We start from the raw sequence: 16571 nt of genomic DNA, 5'->3' as shown, positions 1-16571 counted from the left end.
AGTGCAGGATCTCAATGACACTACTTTTAACCCCTATACGAGCGAGTTCAAAATTTTTTTCGCCTCTGGTATACCCTCATCAACTTGATAAACATCACGGAATGTAGCAATTCAGCATCTCAAACAAATAATCCTGCGGATCAAAATACACTCACATCATATTTTTCAGGATATACTGCAAATTGTCGTTATCTTGCCAGTAAAACAAAATATAGCGGTCATGGCACTGATCCTCTAAAACGCATTCGCCAAAAATATCATTTTTGCCGAGCGCAGGAATGCTGTGTGGTACATCTTGATCAAGCAGGCACACCTGCCCCTCTCTGTCAATGTAACCTCTTCCCCATTCACAATCTGTCGGCTCTCTCCTGAGTAAATATAGTTGATCTTGGTAAAAGAATGCACATGAAGCGGTATATCTGCAAAACGGTGATGCTTGCTAATATAGATCGGACCTTTTCAAAAAAGGAAATTTCCTGGGAACCGCGGAATATCGTTGTCGTTTTCAACCAACAGCCCCTGCCGCCAAACTCGGGAATATTTTCGCCTGTTTTGATTTGGATTTCTTCAATGGGATCTAGCTTGCGCCGATATTAGTCTAATTGTTTGTGATTCATGGGGGCAGCCTCTTGGTTGATAAACGGGTAGATTCGATTTTAATGTGAGTGGGTTGGAAAGGCCTTATACTTAATAAAGAAAAAGTAATTGTTTAGTAATTTGAAAATGAAGGATGGGAGAGCATGAGAGGAAATAGTTGGATTAAAACAAAAATCGTCAAGATTGGGAGATCTCTTCCACAACGTATGTACTCTCCCTTTCTAGCTGCAATAAAAAAAAGAAAAAGGAAAAAAGCCACCGCGCTCGAACTTCTTCCCTTCATTAATCCCTATAATATTTGTATAGGTCATTTGCCGTTATATTAATTCCGCATTTGATTAGCCTTTCTCGTCTACTATAAAATAACTTATCTAATATTTCTTTTTTATCCCCAAACATTCCATAATGCAATTTCTTATGACAAACTATACAGAGAGAGACAATGTTTGCATGTACGTCTAAGCTATAGTCAAACTCCTCTTGGTACTTCATTGGAATAAGATGATGAGCCTCTACATAATTCTTTTGACTATACTTAGAAATAAAATAACTATGCTCCTCATTAAACTCACATGAGTAATCAGCATCTGCAACTACATCACTTGCATACTTTGCGTTTCTGCTCCATATTTTCCGGTTGTTTACTATATTATATTTAGGAACATTTTGTTGTATGTCTACTATGTCTTTGGACCTTATTTCTTTAGAGATATTCCGCATTATGTCCTTTTCGTATTCCATTTCATCCATTATTAGCTCTGCTTGGAATTGATTATTATTATGTTCCAAAAACCTTTTATAATGATTTAATGAAGCACTATACATTCTGTTCCCTGTATTATTCTTCTTTTGAAACTCTTGATTCGCTAAAAGCTCATTAATAACTGCATCAATAATTTTAATATCTGTTTCATTATATAGATTTATATTTTCTAATCCATAGTTAACTAATTCTGAACTTATGGTATCAATAGCATTAGCATATCTATTAACTGAATAGGGAGACAATTTAGTAGTATTTATGAGCCAATTAATAAAATCCTCTTTATTCATTTTGACAACCTTATTCTCAATTTATTTTTATACTCTATAAAAGTCAGCATCTTCAACTCGTTATTAACAGCAATATTGCCTGTTCTTAAATAACTATTCTGATTAGTTTTCTTTGCTTTACAACCCAATAAAAATATAATGTAAAATACCAATATTCATATTTAGTCATTCAACTAAAAAGTATTTATTTCATTTTAACTAAATTTTGTTTCAAAGAATAAAATAAGCCTTAAAGCTTGTTTATACAGATCATAAATTTCTTTGCTAGTCTGTTCGATGTAGTGGGTAGCCATATTATTATGAACAAGTTGATTTCTTAATCCCCTAAGGTTAGAAAAGCTTTAATTGCAGGCTTTAATTCTTTTTTTGTATTTCTTCTAATGATTGTTTCTTGAATTCTTCACCCAAAAAACCGAGGAACGTATTAATATTATTACCACTTCAAGTGAAATAAGTATGATACTGCCTATTAATTGCTTTATTGCTCAAAAAAGCTACAATTTCTTTGTTATCTCCAGTCTTTAAAATAAAATAGTTTTTTAAGAAATCAGTAATTTTTTTCTCGAAATAACTTGCTGAACAAACAACTAAAATTTTTTTAACTTGTTGTCCATATCCTGTTGGAAAGATATTTCACTATTTTCTTCCAGATTCTTTGATAAGCTTTTATTATCCTTATATACTGTGTCAACTACTGTCTCTTGCGTCAGGTCCCACCCTTAGGATTCGCTATTCAGAATACTATTTGCAATTAATAATCTTTTTTGTACTATATCTTTTCTAGTTGTACTATGATGGGTCGCATTAATAAATTCATTATTTTCTTTCAGACGGTTAACTGCATCTGGGTTAATAACATGATCAATTAAACCACGATCTGACAAATAAGGGGCACAAGTTGCTTTAAAAATTGCCTCAAAAATCGAGATATTAAATTTACCTTTTTTTGTACTGAAACAATCAGCTTCTAAATCTCTAGTAGAGTAAAGGAATGATTCAAATAACTTCTCTAAGTACTCAACTTTCTCTTCATCAAAATTTTTAGTAGCATCACGGGCAAAATTATTTAAGAACTTAACCATAGAAGTTTTATATTGATCACCATATAATAGAGTACCAAAACACCTTAACAAAATTTCAATATCCCGCATTCTAATATTTGGACTTTCTTTTCCCAATAACTCTATCCAACGAGGTTTCAAATTAAGACGTCTCAGCATATTATCAAATTTAGAATAATAAAGACTTGAACGAATCTCTTGGGCATTTAAATTTTGCCCCCCAGAATTTAGCCGATTAAATATTTCGAAACTGATGAATGGCTGTCTTCTGGTTGGTTTTGTTTAATTATTATATTTCTTATAGTACCAAGGTCAAAAACCGTTTTTTGTTCATCAAGGGTTGTATAAGATTTTATTTAGAGGGTGCTCTACTCCCTCTTTAATCTCAGGTAACTTAGCTTAAATGGAACAAAGTAATTATTGTCAGCCAACATATCATTTGGAACTGTTCCTTTTTTATCAAGTACTTCCCTCAAATGGGGTCTTACTTCTGTTTTAGGAAACCTTTCTTTAATGAAATAATAAATTGACATAAGACGTTGCTGACCATCGATTACTAGAAAATTATTTCTTGACTGTTTATATAAAAAGATCTGTGGAATCGGCAAGCCAATAATGATAGATTCAATTAGCTTTGACGCTCTATTACGATCCCAAACATAATTCCTTAAAAGCCTGAAATTTTTACAACTCCTGATTCAATAAAATATAAAATCATTTGGAGAAGCAGCTATGTCATATTCTGTGAATGATTGCCCATCTACTTCTTCTTCTAAATCTTCTGGTTCTATCCAATCTGTTATATAAATACCTCCAATAAGTAACTAGCAGTTTGATAAACCAACTGTCGGCTCCATAAAGCAATCTAAAAATTCTTCAGTTACACCCCTTATTTTTCGTCGTTGACAAAGTGAGTACAATTCTTCTACGGCTGAATAAGGAAAATACCGTACATTTAAAGACTGAAATTGTAGTCGATTTGCTTCTCTCAATACCTTATCTCTTTCTTCATCTGGGGCAACTATTACATATCTAGTAAGAAAAGCCGGAATTGTATCTTGTAATCCCTTCATTCGAGTTAGACCACTTGTGACACCAGTGCTATGTTCTACTTCCATAACCGCTGGCATCAAATTTCCATTTTTAAACCATATGCAATCGATTAACTTTGCAGCATTATAAGCATCATTGACCATTGAAATAATGTTCTCATCTCTTAACGACCTCACCACACTGTCCATTTCCCCAATCCTTTGATTCTTATAAATGACTCCTTTATCGTTTTGTGCAATCCATGTACGAAATCCTAGTTGTTGACCAATCATTATAAGAGCTATCTGAATTTGTGAATGGCGCCTCTTTATTTCAATATCAATCTCGGAACCCTTCGTTTCATTTGGCAAAGTAAGTGCATCATAAAAAGCATCTGTATTAGGAACTTCAGAAATTACAATGTCTGTTTCAAAATGATGCAACTCACCTAGTGGATGTGGGGCTTCTGGACGCCAAATCAGATGTTTATGTCCTTTTTTAATTGTTGAGTTGTTAAATGTGCTTTCTATTCTACCAGGATAACAATAATAAAATTGGGGTGTATGTGCAATAAGAGACTCTAGTACTGAACGTGTATTATAACTTGCTCCAAGAACACGATCAAAGTTTATCGGTTGATTTGGAAAGAAAGCATTTGCTACTCTCCAAATCATTTCTGAAGAGATAGATTCCTCTTTAGCTGTAAATGGTGTTCCACCTTTACTTGGATTATATCTCTTAATAATAATAGGTCCTTCTGGTTTTGTAACACTAACGATTCTAATTTCACCTTTTGTTTTGTTGTTAATATAAGAATAAGCTCTATTTTTGGGTAGTTGGTCTATATAGGAACTGATGTTAGATGCTGAAAGTCTCATTTTTTCCAATCCCCACCTAGAAAATAATAAATTGATCCTGCAATACCTAAAGAAGCAAGATATGGAACTCCGTTACCAACTGTTTTAAAAGCGTCAGTTAAGGAAATATCTTTTGGTATTTCAAAGTCACGTGGTAATGATTGAATAGCCAGTGCTTCTGCTACTGAAATTCTTCGAGCTTTATATGGATGTAAATGTACTTCATTATTACCATACGCAGCTGTAGGGGAATATCTCCATCTATGAAGCCTTTTATAAGACTTTTTCGAATCATCCCCTTCCTCAATAACAAGGAATTTTGCTAGGCCAGCTCTTGGAGTGAAATACTGTTTTGCATTTGGATGGGTCTGAACCTTATTTTTTTGAAACCAATGTTCAACGGTTAATTCCTCCTCAATACCTATCGGTATAGGATATGTTGAATCTTGCTCAAATTTATTTGTGATAGGCCAAGGTATTGATCGTACTTTATCCATTGAATACTTGACGTATTTCATCCAAGGGAAATCTTGCTCCGAAAAAGTATTAATTGTATCATCAACATGATATCCGATTTGCTTAATAAGTTCTCTGCGAAATCCAAGAAGGATAATTCTCTCTCTATGCTGAGGGGCTCCATATTCTAAAGAATTAATTAATCTTTCTGTGGTCACGTAACCATTTCGATGTAATATATCCTTCATTTCCTCATAGAACTCTCGATGTCTTTTGGTTCTCCATAGCCCCTTTACATTCTCAAATAAGAAAAAAGATGGTTTATGTAAGCAAATCAGATCTATATATGTACCTGATAACTTCCCATTTTCCCCTTCTCTTCCTTTATTTTTTCCTCCAACCGAAAAATCTGGACAAGGAGGCCCTCCAATAAAGCCAAAAATGCTGCTCTCTTCTTTTATTTCATTAATAAAACTCCTTAACTGCTCTTGTTCCAACAAGTGAGTTATATCTCCTTGATGGTAACCAAATCGAGGTTCATCTTTATTTAACATCCTCCTAGAATGTTTATATGATTTCATAAATGGTTCATGAATTTCATTGACATAAACCACATCAAATCCATTATTTTCAAACCCTAAATCTAAAAATCCTGAACCTGAAAAGAAAGAAAAAACAGGGTATCTCATATTAAAAAACAACCTTTCTCAGATTAAAAAGTTAACCCATTCTGTTAAAAAATTATACCATACAAATCTACTCTTTATAGAAAAAAAGAAAAGACTTGTTTAAGGGTCCAATTACAACATTTCAAATCATTTTTCACAGTTTTATGCGGCAAGCTCTTTGATAAGAATTGGTTTAGAATACCTGAAATAATTTAATTTCATGTTTAATCAAAAAAACTGAAACTTATAATCATCTTTTGTTATTAATCCTTGAAAATCTAGTTAACTTGATTAAAAAACACAAAAAGGCAACTCACATTGAAGTTAGTTGCCTTCGTTATACTTGAGGGCAGCCACACACTCCACATGCGCCGTATGCGGAAACATATCAACAGGCTGCACTTCGCACGTCACATACCCGCCATCCTCCAGCACCCGCAAATCGCGCGCCAGGGTTCCCGGGTTGCACGATACATACACAACACGCTTCGGCTTCATCTCAACAATCGTCCGCAGCAACGCCTCGTCGCAGCCTTTGCGCGGCGGGTCAACCACTAGCGTGTCAGCCGCAATGCCTTCCTCATACCATTTCGGAATCACGGTCTCCGCTTCGCCCACAGCAAACTCAGCGTTCTCAATACCATTCAACTCAGCATTCCGTTTCGCATCCTCGATCGCTTCCGGCACAATCTCAACGCCGTACACTTTTTTCGCCTGCTTCGCCAGAAACAGCGAAATCGTGCCAATGCCGCAGTAGGCGTCAATGACGGTTTCTTCGCCGTTCAGTTCGGCGTATTCAAGCGCTTTGTCGTAGAGCACCTTCGTTTGCTCAGGGTTGCCTTGGTAGAACGATCTGGCGGAGATGGCGAATTTGATGCCGCCGATGGTGTCGTAGATGTATTCTTCTCCCCAGATGACGGTTGTTTCGTCGCCGAAGATGACGTTTGTTTTTTTCGGGTTGATGTTTTGGACGATCGATTTGACGTGCGGGAATGCCGCTGTGATGTCTTCGATGATCTTTGCTTTGTGCGGGAAGTCGTTTGTTCTTGTAATGAAGACGACCATCATTTCCCCTGTCACGACACCGTATCTAACCATGATGTGTCTGAGCCAGCCTTTGTGGCGTTCTTCGTTGTACGCTTTGATGCCGTAACGGCTGCAGATCTCTTTGATCGCTTGAACGACGCGGTCGTTTTCCGACTGCTGGATCAGGCATTCGTTCATGTCGATGATGTCGTGGCTGCGCTGCTGGTAGAAGCCTGCGACAAGTCCGCCTTCCCTTTCACCGACTGGGACCTGGGCTTTGTTTCTGTAGTTCCATGGGTCTTCCATGCCGAGAGTCGGGTGGACGGTGATCCGGCTTAAATTTAGCTTGCCGATTCTTTCTAGTACGTCTTTGACCTGTTTTTGCTTGTAGAGGAGCTGGCCTTCGTAATTGATGTGCTGAAGCTGGCAGCCGCCGCACTGTTTGTAGATCGGGCACGGTGCATCTGTGCGGTAGCGGCTTTCTTCTTTCAGGTCGATCAGGCGGCCGAAGGCGAAGCCTTTTTTGACCCGCGTCACCTTGATCTGCGCCTTTTCGTCAGGCAGAGCGTTCGGGACGAAAATCGGGAAGCCGTCGACTTTGGCGACTCCGGCTCCTTCATGTGTCAAGTCTTCAAATACTACGTTATAATATTCATTTTTTTCTACGGGGGCTTTTTGTTTCATATTCTTCACCTGCTAAAAGAAAAACTTGGCCGAATCCCGAGACCAAGTTTAATCATCCAATTTTCTCGCTTTTTCTTTTGACATCATGACATTGATATGGCGGTAGAGATTTTCAAATTCGCCGGGCAGTTCACCGCCGTATTCGCCGTCAAGGTTTAAGAGCATTTTATCCTTCAGTGTGACCTTTACGCGGTTCGCTTTTGTATAAATGACATGCTCATCGTGAATGTGTTCGCCTCTGAGAGCGAGACCGACAAGCCTGACAAATTCGGCGAGGTTTGTTCTTTTTAAAATTACCAGATCAAACATGCCGTCATTCAAGCTTGAGTCGGGCGCGAGCTTTTCAAAGCCGCCGACAGAGTTCGTCAGCATCACTAAAAAAAGCATCACTTCTCCTTGAAACAGCTTGCCGTCATATTCGATTTCAACCTCGGTCGGCCTTAATGAAGGAAGCAGCATTTCCATTCCTTTCAAATAATAGGCTAAGTGGCCGAGCATCGTTTTCAATTTGCTTGGTACATCATATGTCAGTTCCGTCAGGCGGCCGCCTCCGGCGATATTGATGAAATATTGGCCGTTGACGCGCCCGATGTCAATCGGACGGGCTTCCCCCTCTAGTATTGTGTCAACCGCTTTTAAAATATCCTCCCTCGGAATGCCGAGCGCTCTGGCGAAGTCGTTTGTCGTTCCGACCGGAATCACCCCGATCTTGGGGCGGTTTTCCAAAGGAGCCAGGCCGTTGATGACTTCATTTAAGGTCCCGTCTCCGCCTGCAGCGACAATTAAATCAAACTGCCGTTCGCTTGCGATTTTCGCTGCCTGAACGGCATCTCCTTCGCCTGTTGTCGCATGGCATGATGTCTCATAGCCTGCTTTTTCGAATTTTTGCAGAACTTGGGGGAGATTTTTTTTAAATATTTCTCGTCCGGAAGTCGGATTGTATATGATTCGTGCACGTTTCATGTTTTCATCATCCTATTAGAGTATCCGTATCATTTCTTTACCAACAACCTTTAATTATACTAGTTGTTGAAAAAATCGCAACAAAATGGGTATGGTCTTTTGTTTAATTTTAGATAAAACGACCTAAATAATGGAAATCGAGACTTCGCAGGCTAATTACTGTAAAATAATAAATATTACAAAAATAAAGGGGTGTTGCTGTGGAGAAGCTTGTTTATTTTAATCATGACGGAGGGGTCGATGATCTCGTCTCCTTGTTTCTTTTGCTGCAAATGGAGGATGTCAAGCTGATCGGAACCTCGGTTATTCCCGGAGATTGCTACTTGGAGCCAGCCCTCGGCGCAAGCAGAAAAATTATCGACCGTTTCGGCTCCTATCCGGTCGAAACCGCTGCATCCGATTCCAGAGGGGTTCATCCTTTTCCGAAGGAGTGGCGTATGCATGCCTTTTATGTCGACGCCCTGCCGATTTTAAATGAAAAGGGGGCGGTCCGGACCCCTGTTTCCAGCCTTCCCGCCCACCTTCACCTGATTGAGAGTGTCAAGAAAAGCAACGAACCTGTGACATTGCTGTTCACCGGTCCGCTGACGGATTTGGCGCGGGCTTTGGATGCAGATCCGGCGATCACAAACCATATTTCAAAGCTGGTCTGGATGGGCGGCACTTTCCTTCAGAAAGGGAATGTGGAAGAGCCTGAGCACGACGGGACGGCGGAATGGAATGCCTTTTGGGACCCTTACAGCGTGAAGACGGTGTTTGACCATGACATTCAAATTGAAATGGTCGCGCTTGAAAGCACGAATCAAGTGCCTTTGACAAATGAGATCCGCTCCCATTGGGCAAGTCTCAGGAAGCATATCGGAATCGACTTCATCGGCCAATGCTATGCGATGTGCCCGCCGCTTGTACATACGGAGACGAATTCCACCTACTACCTCTGGGATGTACTGACAACACTGACGCTCGGCGCGAAAGACATGATCCGTTCGCGAACCGTCAATACGATTGTGCACACGGAAAGTCCGCGCCAGGGAACAACAGAAGAGCATCCAAAAGGCAGAAAGGTCGAAGTCGTTGACCAAGTCGATAGAGACACATTTTTTGCGTACTTTGAAGAGTTGATGAAAAAGGCTGATCGTATACCATCAATATAAGGGGAAGATGACAGATGAAAAAAGGCAAAAACGTTTATATCAGGCCGCTGACAGCAGAAGATGCCGAAGCATGTCTCAAATTGCAAACAGACAATCGCTCATTTTTTGAACAGTTTTCAATGGAACGGAACGATGATTTCTATACAATCGAAGGACAAAAGAAGAGGCTTCAAAGGTTTTATGAGAATATGCAGAACGACGAAGACTATTATTTAGGCATCTTTCATCAGGCGGATGATGCGCTGATTGGCACGATTAATCTTTTTCAAATACTGCGCGGCTCGCTGCAAAGCGCCTTCATCGGCTATTTTTTGGATGAGAAGCATAATGGCAAGGGCTATACGACAGAAGCGGCCAAGCTGATAGTTGAATATGCATTTGAGGATCTGAAGCTGCACCGCGTCGAAGCCGGTGTCATGCCTCATAATCTGGCGTCTATTCGGGTGCTGGAGAAAGCGGGTTTTCATAAAGAAGGCATCGCCCGGAAAAACGTCAAGATCAATGGCAAATGGGAAGATCATCAGCTGCTGGCCGTTATTAATCCGAATGATTAGCCGCTTCCTCGGCCTGTTCTAAACGAAAAAAATCCTCAGCTCATAAAGAGCTGAGGATTTTCAGACCGTTGACAAAATAGGTCGATGTTATGAAAACGATGTTCATCGTTTTTACTGAAGGTTGAAAAATGAGGAATTTTTTCAGAGAATCCGTAACTAATAAACCAGCGATAGGCCACATCGGTTTCTCTTAATCGTCTCACGCATAGAGCGATGTCCAAACGCGTATTAAATCCGTAACAATTTAATAAATACAAAGGGGGCAATACTCGGACGTCCTTTCGATGAATAAAGAGGGGTTGCTTTTTCACAAATAAATGAAAAATCCACGGCTTCTTCTATTTTCCTAACCAAATGGTCTCCAGGGAGAAGTTCAAAAGCTATTCACGCTGATCTTGAGAGTGTTTGGACAACATGGTGAAACCTCCTAAATCTAGATTCCACTCACATTTTAATAAAAAAGCCTGTCGATGAAGCGTCTTTTTGTGACTTTGTCGACAAGCTGACCAGGTTAAAAACCTGCCTTCATTTGCTTTTAGCTTTTTTCTCTTTAATGATGCTGAAAAGCACTGAGATTATAACACCTGCACATACAATATAAAATAAAACATCAGTTACAGGGTTTTCAATATTTTTAAGAAGAAATATTAATCCTATAATCACCATTGGTATTATCCAGGTTAGCGACTTTACTACTTTAGGGCTTAGTTCGCTGTTTCCTTTGGATTCCATAACTACCTCCTAATTGTGCTGTAAAATATCTTTCATTAACATAACATAGGATATTTTTGTTAGACACCAACCATAGTCTCAGGTTAAAGGAAAATCATCAATGTTTTGGATATCAGTCAAGCGGCTTTTGGATTCCCTGTGACTACAAGAGCTCCTTGGCAGCAAGCATCCTCTACAGCTCCTGTATAGTTATCAATTATATTTAAAAGAGTTGCAAAGCCTGCAGTCCCATCAAGAACTGCTTTGACTTTTGTGGGGATATTGAAAACGTACAGCCTCTTTTTTAACTTCCTTCGAATACCAAAAAATACACCCCTCAGAATTTATCGGATCGACCAAGGGGTTTTTCCAATGTCTATTCTAAGGGGTGCATTCTATTGTGAGCTGTGGTTTTTTTAGATCCTACTCTTCTTCCATCCCCGGCTTTTTCCGGCGGAATTTGGCCAATACTTCATATACGATCGGCACAATCAGAAGGGTAAGGAGGGTGGAACTGATTAAACCGCCGATCACGGTAACGCCGAGTCCTTTTGAGATGATCTGGCTGCCGCCTTCGAATCCGAACGCCAATGGAAGCAAGGCGCCGATTGTCGCGATGGCTGTCATCAGGATCGGGCGGAGTCTTGTAGAGCCGGCTTCTAAAAGCGCTTCTCTCGTAGACAGTCCTTCCGCTTCCTTATGGATGACGCGGTCGATGAGGACAATTGCGTTCGTTACAACGATACCGATCAGCATCAGCATCCCGATCATCGCGTTCAGGCTGATCGTTTCTCCTGATACGTAAAGTCCGACCAATGCGCCGATGACTGTAAACGGCAGCGAGAACAGGATCGCAAATGGCGCCAGCGCTCCGCCGAATGTAATCACGAGCACGAGGTAAACGATCGCGATCGCGGCCAGCATCGCCAGCCCAAGCTTCGTAAAGGAATCCGCGATATCTGCGGAGACACCGCCTGTATCAATTGTTACGTTGTCAGGCAGGTCAAGTTTATCAATTTTCTTCTGTACATCAACTGATACGGCTGTGACATTGTCTGATGTGACTTCAGCAGTGACATCGGCGTAAACTTTTCCGTCGCGTTTCGAAACGGTATCAGATGTCGTGCCTTCTTTTACTTCTGCCACATCACCGATTTTGACTTCCTGGCCTGTCGCTGATGTGATTTTTTTGTTTTCTAAATCTTTAACGCTCTTATACACGTCTTTTTCGGTTTTAATGTTGACATCAAGCTCTTTGCCGTCTTTTTTGACGGTTGTCAGAGGAGCCTGCGATGTTTCTGTCATTAATTCTTTAGAAATCTGAGCTGCTGTTAAGCCAAGTTTGCTCAGCTTCTCTTGGTCAGCTACAAATGTATACTCGTCATATGTGCTGGAAAGGCCTGAGTTCACATTCTTCAGATCCTTTTGATCTTTCATGACCTTTTCAATGTCTTTGACAGTGCCTTTGATATCTTTCTCTGAGTCGCCGTATACATAGTAGGTTAATTCATTGTTATTGCCTGAAGAACTGAAGTCCTGGGTTTTCCATTCTCCGCGGTCGGATTGTTTCTTAACGGCTTTTAGCACATTGTCTTTTTCTTTATCAAAATCAGGCGTGTCTTCTTCATATTTGATATAGAACAATGCACCGTTTGAGCTTCCTCCCATCAGCGGGTTTCCTGCACCTAATGAATACTGAACCGTATCGACATGCTTGCGGTCCAATAAAAGTTTTTCAGCTTTTGCGGCTTCTTCTTCCGCTTCTTTTTTCGTTTCCCCTGGTTCAGGCGAATAAGTGATCTGCACCGTTTTTTCTTGTTCAGAAGGCAGGTAGCTGGCACCGATCAGCGGCACAAGGAACAAGCTTCCGACCAGCATCAGAACCGCGATGAGAGATGTGATCCATTTATGGCTGAGCGCCCAGTTCAAGACTTTTTTATAGAAGTTTGCAAGTCTGCCCGGCTTATGTTCTTTGCCTCTCACCGGAGAACCCGTCAATGATTTTTTGAACAGGCTGTGCGCGAGCATCGGCACGAGCGTGATCGCAATCACAAGGGATGCGGCAAGCGCAAATACGATGGTTAAAGCAAACGGGATAAACAATTCGCCGATTTGGCCGCCTACCAGCGCGAGCGGCAGAAATACCGCAACCGTTACGATAGTTGATGACATGATCGGCAAGAACATTTCTTTCGTCGCTTCACGAACCAAGGCTTTTCCGCGCAGCGGTTCATCTTTCAGCCTCATGCGGCGGTAGATGTTCTCGATGACAACGATGGAGTCGTCGACAACCCGGCCGATGGCGACTGTCATGGCGCCGAGCGTCATGATATTCAATGTGATATCAAGCTGGCTCAGCACAAGCAATGCGATGAGCAGGGATAATGGAATCGAAATGATCGAAATTAATGTCGACTTAATATCTCTTAAGAATAAGAGAATAATGACAATCGCAAAGATCGCGCCGAAAATGGCTTTGCTCAGCATTGTCTCGACCGACTGTGTGATCGGTTCGGCCATATCCATTGTTGAGCTGTACTCAAAGCCTTTATGGTCTTCTTTATATTGTTTCAGTACATCTTTGACATTGTCGGCAACCTCTACCGTATTGGCGTCGTTTGCTTTGATGATGTTGATGCCGATGCTGTCTTTTCCATTTGTGCGTGAAATCGATTCAGCTTTTTTGACATCTTTCATGTTTGCAATGTCTGAAAGCTTGACCGTCGGCACTTCTGTGCTGGCGCTTTGCTGCGCCTGTGCGGCTGCCTGCGGGCTCTGTGCCGCTTGTCCGCCCTGTGCCGCTGCTGCACCGTTTGCACTTGAAGCAGATGCGGCCGGAATTCTCATATTCTTCAAATCTTTGATGGTTTCAATATCGCCGCTGACCACGACGGATTTTTCTTCATTGCCGAATGTGTACAATCCAAGCGGAGTTGTCACATCAGATCCTTGAATCACTTGCTTGACTGTATCTTCGTCAAGTCCGTATTCTTTCATTTTGTCTTCTTTGAAAGAGAACTCAACCTCTTCAACCTGCTGACCCGATACTTGGACTGAAGCTGCGCCTTCAACGCCTTCAAGCTTCGGTACGAGGCCGTCTTCCACTTTTTTCGTCAGTTCTTGAAGATTGTCTTTGCTGCTCGATACGCTGAGCGTCAGGATCGGGAAGGAATTCATGCTGTAGCGAGAAATTTCCGGGTCTTTCGCGTTATCAGGCAGGCTGACGTTTTCCAGCGCTTCAGCCGCTTCTGTTTTCGCTTTGTCCATGTCCTTCTCATAATCATATTCAATCATAACCGATGATGCATTTTCATAAGACGTTGACGTGACAACGCTCACTCCGTCCACATTCTGCATCGCTTGTTCAATCGGCTTTGTTACCTCGTCTGCCACTTGGCTCGGGGCAGCTCCCGGATATGTCGTGCTAATTGTCAGGTAAGGCATATTCACATCAGGAATGGATTCTTGCTTCATATTCAAACCGGCGTAAAGTCCGGCAACTGTAACAATAATCGTCATCAGCCACACAGCGAACTTGTTCTTTAGCACAAAATTAATGATAGAATTCATTACGACCTCCATTTTTATAAATCTTTTTCTGAATACAGATTGACTGACTGGTCATTCTATACAATAATAAACTTCAAAAGTAAACAGCGTCAACTTATATATGTTAAAATTTAATCAATTTTAAGGATGCTTTAAAGGAGTACTTTCATGACAGAAAAAGAAGAAAAAATCATTAAAGCCGGCCTCCGCTTATTTGCTAAAAACGGGTTTGCTTCCACGACCATACAGGATATCGCCAATGAGTGCCAAATCTCTAAAGGGGCTTTCTATTTGCATTTCAAGTCTAAAGACGCACTTTTGCTCGCTATTATTAAATATTATATCGATAGAACCATGGAAAATATGAAGAGCATCCAGCAAAAAAACTTCCCTCCGAAAGAAACATTCAGAGAGCAAATCGCTTATCAATTCAGCGAGAGCAAAGAACACAGGGATTTCATTCTCGTCATGATCAGCGAACACAGCATACCTGAAAACAGCAAAATAAAGGAGTATTTTAAAAAAGTCGGCGAAGAATTTCATGAAACTTATCGGGAGGCGCTTTACGCAGCCTTCGGGGACATCATAAAGCCTTATTTGTCGGATCTGACGGTGATCGTGCAGGGAATTGTGCAATCCTATCAAAACTTGTTTATTTTTAACGAGATTGAGGTTGATTTTTATGAGCTTGCAGACTTCATTATCAGAAGAATCGATGACATGATCAATGGCATGATTCAAAGCGGGGAACACTCGATCCTCGCTGATCAAACATACAGCTTTTACACGGATGCCAATAGTGAGGCTGATAAACATACCATTTTGCAGGAGATCGAAACGATAAAAAATAAAGCCGACCTGCCGGAAGACATTTTGATTACGCTCGATGTGATTGAAGAAGAGCTGAATAAAGATGCCCCCCGAAAGCCGGTGATCCAAGGAATGCTCTCAAACCTGGAGCATCAGGACAACGTTCAGCATCTTTTTCAGATCATCTCAGGCTTTCTCGATCGTTGATAAAACAGGCGGCAGCATATCCGACGGCAAAGGAAAACCAGATTCCTACTAAAATAGAAATCTGGTTTTCCTATTTATTCAGCTTTGACCAAGATCTTCACTTGGTCTCTTTCTCTTAGTAATCCTTTGAAACCCTCTTCGATGACCTCATCAAGTGTAATTTGCTTCGTTACCAATTTGTCAGCTGGGAAATACCCTTGAGCCATTAAACTGATGACAGTCGAAAAAACGTCGCGGTATCCAATAATTCCGGTTAATGTGCGTTCTTTCATGACAATATCATGAGGATGGATTGGCGCTTCTTTCTCAAAAATGCTGACAACCATTGTTTCCCCGTTCATTTTTGTTGTATGGATCGCTTGTTTTAAAACAGGCGGCACACCTGTCACTTCATAGGCCACATCTACACCGCCGTTTGTCCGTTTCTGAATTTCACCAACTGCGTCGTACTGTTTTGGATCAATGACGACCGCCCCAAGCTCTGCTGCTTTTTGCCGGCGGGTTTCAGATAATTCGACAGCATAAATTTCTGATGCGCCGGATGCTTTTAATGCTTCGATCACAAGTAAACCGATAGGGCCTGTCCCAAAAACGGCCGCTTTGTCACCGACCTTCAATTTGCTATTGCGTACAGCGTGAAGGGCAACGGCAGACGGTTCAACAAGTGCACCTTGTTCAAATGATACCGTTTCCGGCAATTTGTGAAGCATTTCTGCCGGTACCGCTGTATACTCAGAAAACCCGCCGCCGCCTCCAGCGAGACCAAAGAATCCCAATTTATCACAAAGGTTATACTTTCCTTGTTTACAAGCTTCACATTCGCCGCATGCGTAGATAGGTTCAACAGTTACGCGGTCGCCGACTTGAACAGTCGTAACTCCTTTTCCTACTTCGACGACCTGTCCGGAAAATTCATGTCCCATAACGATTGGGGCTTTATCACCGCTTAACGGATGTGTTTCAATTGGAATGAAAATAGGGCCTGCGGTATATTCGTGCAGATCGCTTCCGCAAATTCCGCACCATTCTACTTTTACTTTGACTTTTCCCTCTAACGCTTGTGGTTCTTCGATATTTTCTAATCGTAAATCTTTAGCATTATGCCATATAAGCGCTTTCATTTTCTCATCCCCTAAAAATAATCGTTTGATCTCATTCTATTGCGTTATTTTCTTTATATTCAAAAAAT

Annotated in this window: 14 protein-coding genes and 1 pseudogene; 3 read left to right on the top strand and 12 right to left on the bottom strand. The window is 41.0% G+C overall.

All coding sequences use genetic code 11. From position 1 onward, the window contains the following. Positions 1-151: 151 nt before the first annotated feature. From RBH91_RS04195 to RBH91_RS04165, 8 genes are all read right to left on the bottom strand, one after another. Positions 152-313: a cupin domain-containing protein gene (locus RBH91_RS04195; protein ID WP_307893576.1), complete on the bottom strand. Its 162-nt coding sequence runs from the start codon at positions 311-313 to the stop codon at positions 152-154. Positions 314-879: 566 nt separating this feature from the next. Next, the gene (locus RBH91_RS04190; protein ID WP_307893575.1) at positions 880-1650 is read right to left on the bottom strand and encodes an HNH endonuclease; all 771 of its coding nucleotides are present in this window, start codon (positions 1648-1650) and stop codon (positions 880-882) included. A 719-nt stretch (positions 1651-2369) separates the two neighbouring features. Further along, positions 2370-2828: a hypothetical protein gene (locus tag RBH91_RS04185; RefSeq protein WP_307893574.1), complete on the bottom strand. Its 459-nt coding sequence runs from the start codon at positions 2826-2828 to the stop codon at positions 2370-2372. 251 nt (positions 2829-3079) lie between these two features. Then, entirely contained in the window at positions 3080-3409 is a 330-nt protein-coding gene (locus tag RBH91_RS22610; protein ID WP_404802493.1) for a DUF262 domain-containing protein, read from the bottom strand. A gap of 126 nt (positions 3410-3535) precedes the next feature. After that, the gene (locus RBH91_RS04180; protein WP_307893573.1) at positions 3536-4621 is read right to left on the bottom strand and encodes a type II restriction enzyme NmeDI-related protein; all 1086 of its coding nucleotides are present in this window, start codon (positions 4619-4621) and stop codon (positions 3536-3538) included. After that, a complete protein-coding gene (locus RBH91_RS04175) occupies positions 4618-5745 on the bottom strand; it encodes a DNA cytosine methyltransferase (RefSeq protein ID WP_307893572.1) in 1128 nt (375 codons plus the stop codon). The genes RBH91_RS04180 and RBH91_RS04175 overlap by 4 nt, the downstream gene beginning before the upstream one ends. 303 nt (positions 5746-6048) lie before the next feature. Continuing rightward, positions 6049-7434: a 23S rRNA (uracil(1939)-C(5))-methyltransferase RlmD gene (gene rlmD, locus RBH91_RS04170; protein ID WP_307893571.1), complete on the bottom strand. Its 1386-nt coding sequence runs from the start codon at positions 7432-7434 to the stop codon at positions 6049-6051. 48 nt (positions 7435-7482) lie between these two features. After that, positions 7483-8397, bottom strand: coding sequence for a diacylglycerol kinase (locus RBH91_RS04165; RefSeq protein ID WP_076763533.1), 915 nt, complete (start codon positions 8395-8397; stop codon positions 7483-7485). Positions 8398-8597: 200 nt separating this feature from the next. Between RBH91_RS04165 and RBH91_RS04160 the strand changes: the two genes are divergently transcribed. Next, positions 8598-9551, top strand: a complete 954-nt coding sequence (locus RBH91_RS04160; protein ID WP_307893570.1) for a nucleoside hydrolase — start codon at positions 8598-8600, stop codon at positions 9549-9551. A gap of 14 nt (positions 9552-9565) precedes the next feature. Beyond that, positions 9566-10105, top strand: coding sequence for a GNAT family N-acetyltransferase (locus tag RBH91_RS04155; protein WP_307893569.1), 540 nt, complete (start codon positions 9566-9568; stop codon positions 10103-10105). A 68-nt stretch (positions 10106-10173) separates the two neighbouring features. Here the strand turns inward: RBH91_RS04155 and RBH91_RS04150 are convergent. The 3 genes and pseudogenes from RBH91_RS04150 to RBH91_RS04140 form a co-directional block, all read right to left on the bottom strand. Further along, positions 10174-10489: pseudogene (locus RBH91_RS04150) on the bottom strand (transposase); the annotation flags it as partial. Between the two features lie 141 nt (positions 10490-10630). After that, positions 10631-10837, bottom strand: a complete 207-nt coding sequence (locus RBH91_RS04145; protein WP_307893568.1) for a hypothetical protein — start codon at positions 10835-10837, stop codon at positions 10631-10633. 402 nt (positions 10838-11239) lie between these two features. Then, the gene (locus RBH91_RS04140) at positions 11240-14386 is read right to left on the bottom strand and encodes an efflux RND transporter permease subunit (RefSeq protein ID WP_307893567.1); all 3147 of its coding nucleotides are present in this window, start codon (positions 14384-14386) and stop codon (positions 11240-11242) included. A 147-nt stretch (positions 14387-14533) separates the two neighbouring features. Between RBH91_RS04140 and RBH91_RS04135 the strand changes: the two genes are divergently transcribed. After that, positions 14534-15382 (top strand): TetR/AcrR family transcriptional regulator, encoded by an 849-nt coding sequence (locus tag RBH91_RS04135; RefSeq protein ID WP_307893566.1) that lies wholly within the window; start codon positions 14534-14536, stop codon positions 15380-15382. Positions 15383-15456: 74 nt separating this feature from the next. Here the strand turns inward: RBH91_RS04135 and RBH91_RS04130 are convergent, their stop codons facing one another. Further along, positions 15457-16503, bottom strand: coding sequence for a 2,3-butanediol dehydrogenase (locus RBH91_RS04130; protein ID WP_307893565.1), 1047 nt, complete (start codon positions 16501-16503; stop codon positions 15457-15459). Positions 16504-16571 lie beyond the last annotated feature (68 nt).

Source organism: Bacillus swezeyi (genome assembly GCF_030908325.1).
Lineage (GTDB): Bacteria > Bacillota > Bacilli > Bacillales > Bacillaceae > Bacillus > Bacillus swezeyi.
This window is presented reverse-complemented; position numbering and strand designations above follow the sequence as displayed.

What these genes read in the sequence shown, in the direction of transcription:
- RBH91_RS04180 (WP_307893573.1), bottom strand. Translation starts at nt 4,621, where the DNA reads ATGAGACTTTCAGCATCTAACATCAGTTCCTATATAGACCAACTACCC.
- RBH91_RS04130 (WP_307893565.1), bottom strand. Translation starts at nt 16,503, where the DNA reads ATGAAAGCGCTTATATGGCATAATGCTAAAGATTTACGATTAGAAAAT.
- RBH91_RS04135 (WP_307893566.1), top strand. Translation starts at nt 14,534, where the DNA reads ATGACAGAAAAAGAAGAAAAAATCATTAAAGCCGGCCTCCGCTTATTT.
- RBH91_RS04140 (WP_307893567.1), bottom strand. Translation starts at nt 14,386, where the DNA reads ATGAATTCTATCATTAATTTTGTGCTAAAGAACAAGTTCGCTGTGTGG.
- RBH91_RS04165 (WP_076763533.1), bottom strand. Translation starts at nt 8,397, where the DNA reads ATGAAACGTGCACGAATCATATACAATCCGACTTCCGGACGAGAAATA.
- RBH91_RS04190 (WP_307893575.1), bottom strand. Translation starts at nt 1,650, where the DNA reads ATGAATAAAGAGGATTTTATTAATTGGCTCATAAATACTACTAAATTG.
- RBH91_RS04155 (WP_307893569.1), top strand. Translation starts at nt 9,566, where the DNA reads ATGAAAAAAGGCAAAAACGTTTATATCAGGCCGCTGACAGCAGAAGAT.
- RBH91_RS04175 (WP_307893572.1), bottom strand. Translation starts at nt 5,745, where the DNA reads ATGAGATACCCTGTTTTTTCTTTCTTTTCAGGTTCAGGATTTTTAGAT.
- RBH91_RS04145 (WP_307893568.1), bottom strand. Translation starts at nt 10,837, where the DNA reads ATGGAATCCAAAGGAAACAGCGAACTAAGCCCTAAAGTAGTAAAGTCG.
- rlmD (WP_307893571.1), bottom strand. Translation starts at nt 7,434, where the DNA reads ATGAAACAAAAAGCCCCCGTAGAAAAAAATGAATATTATAACGTAGTA.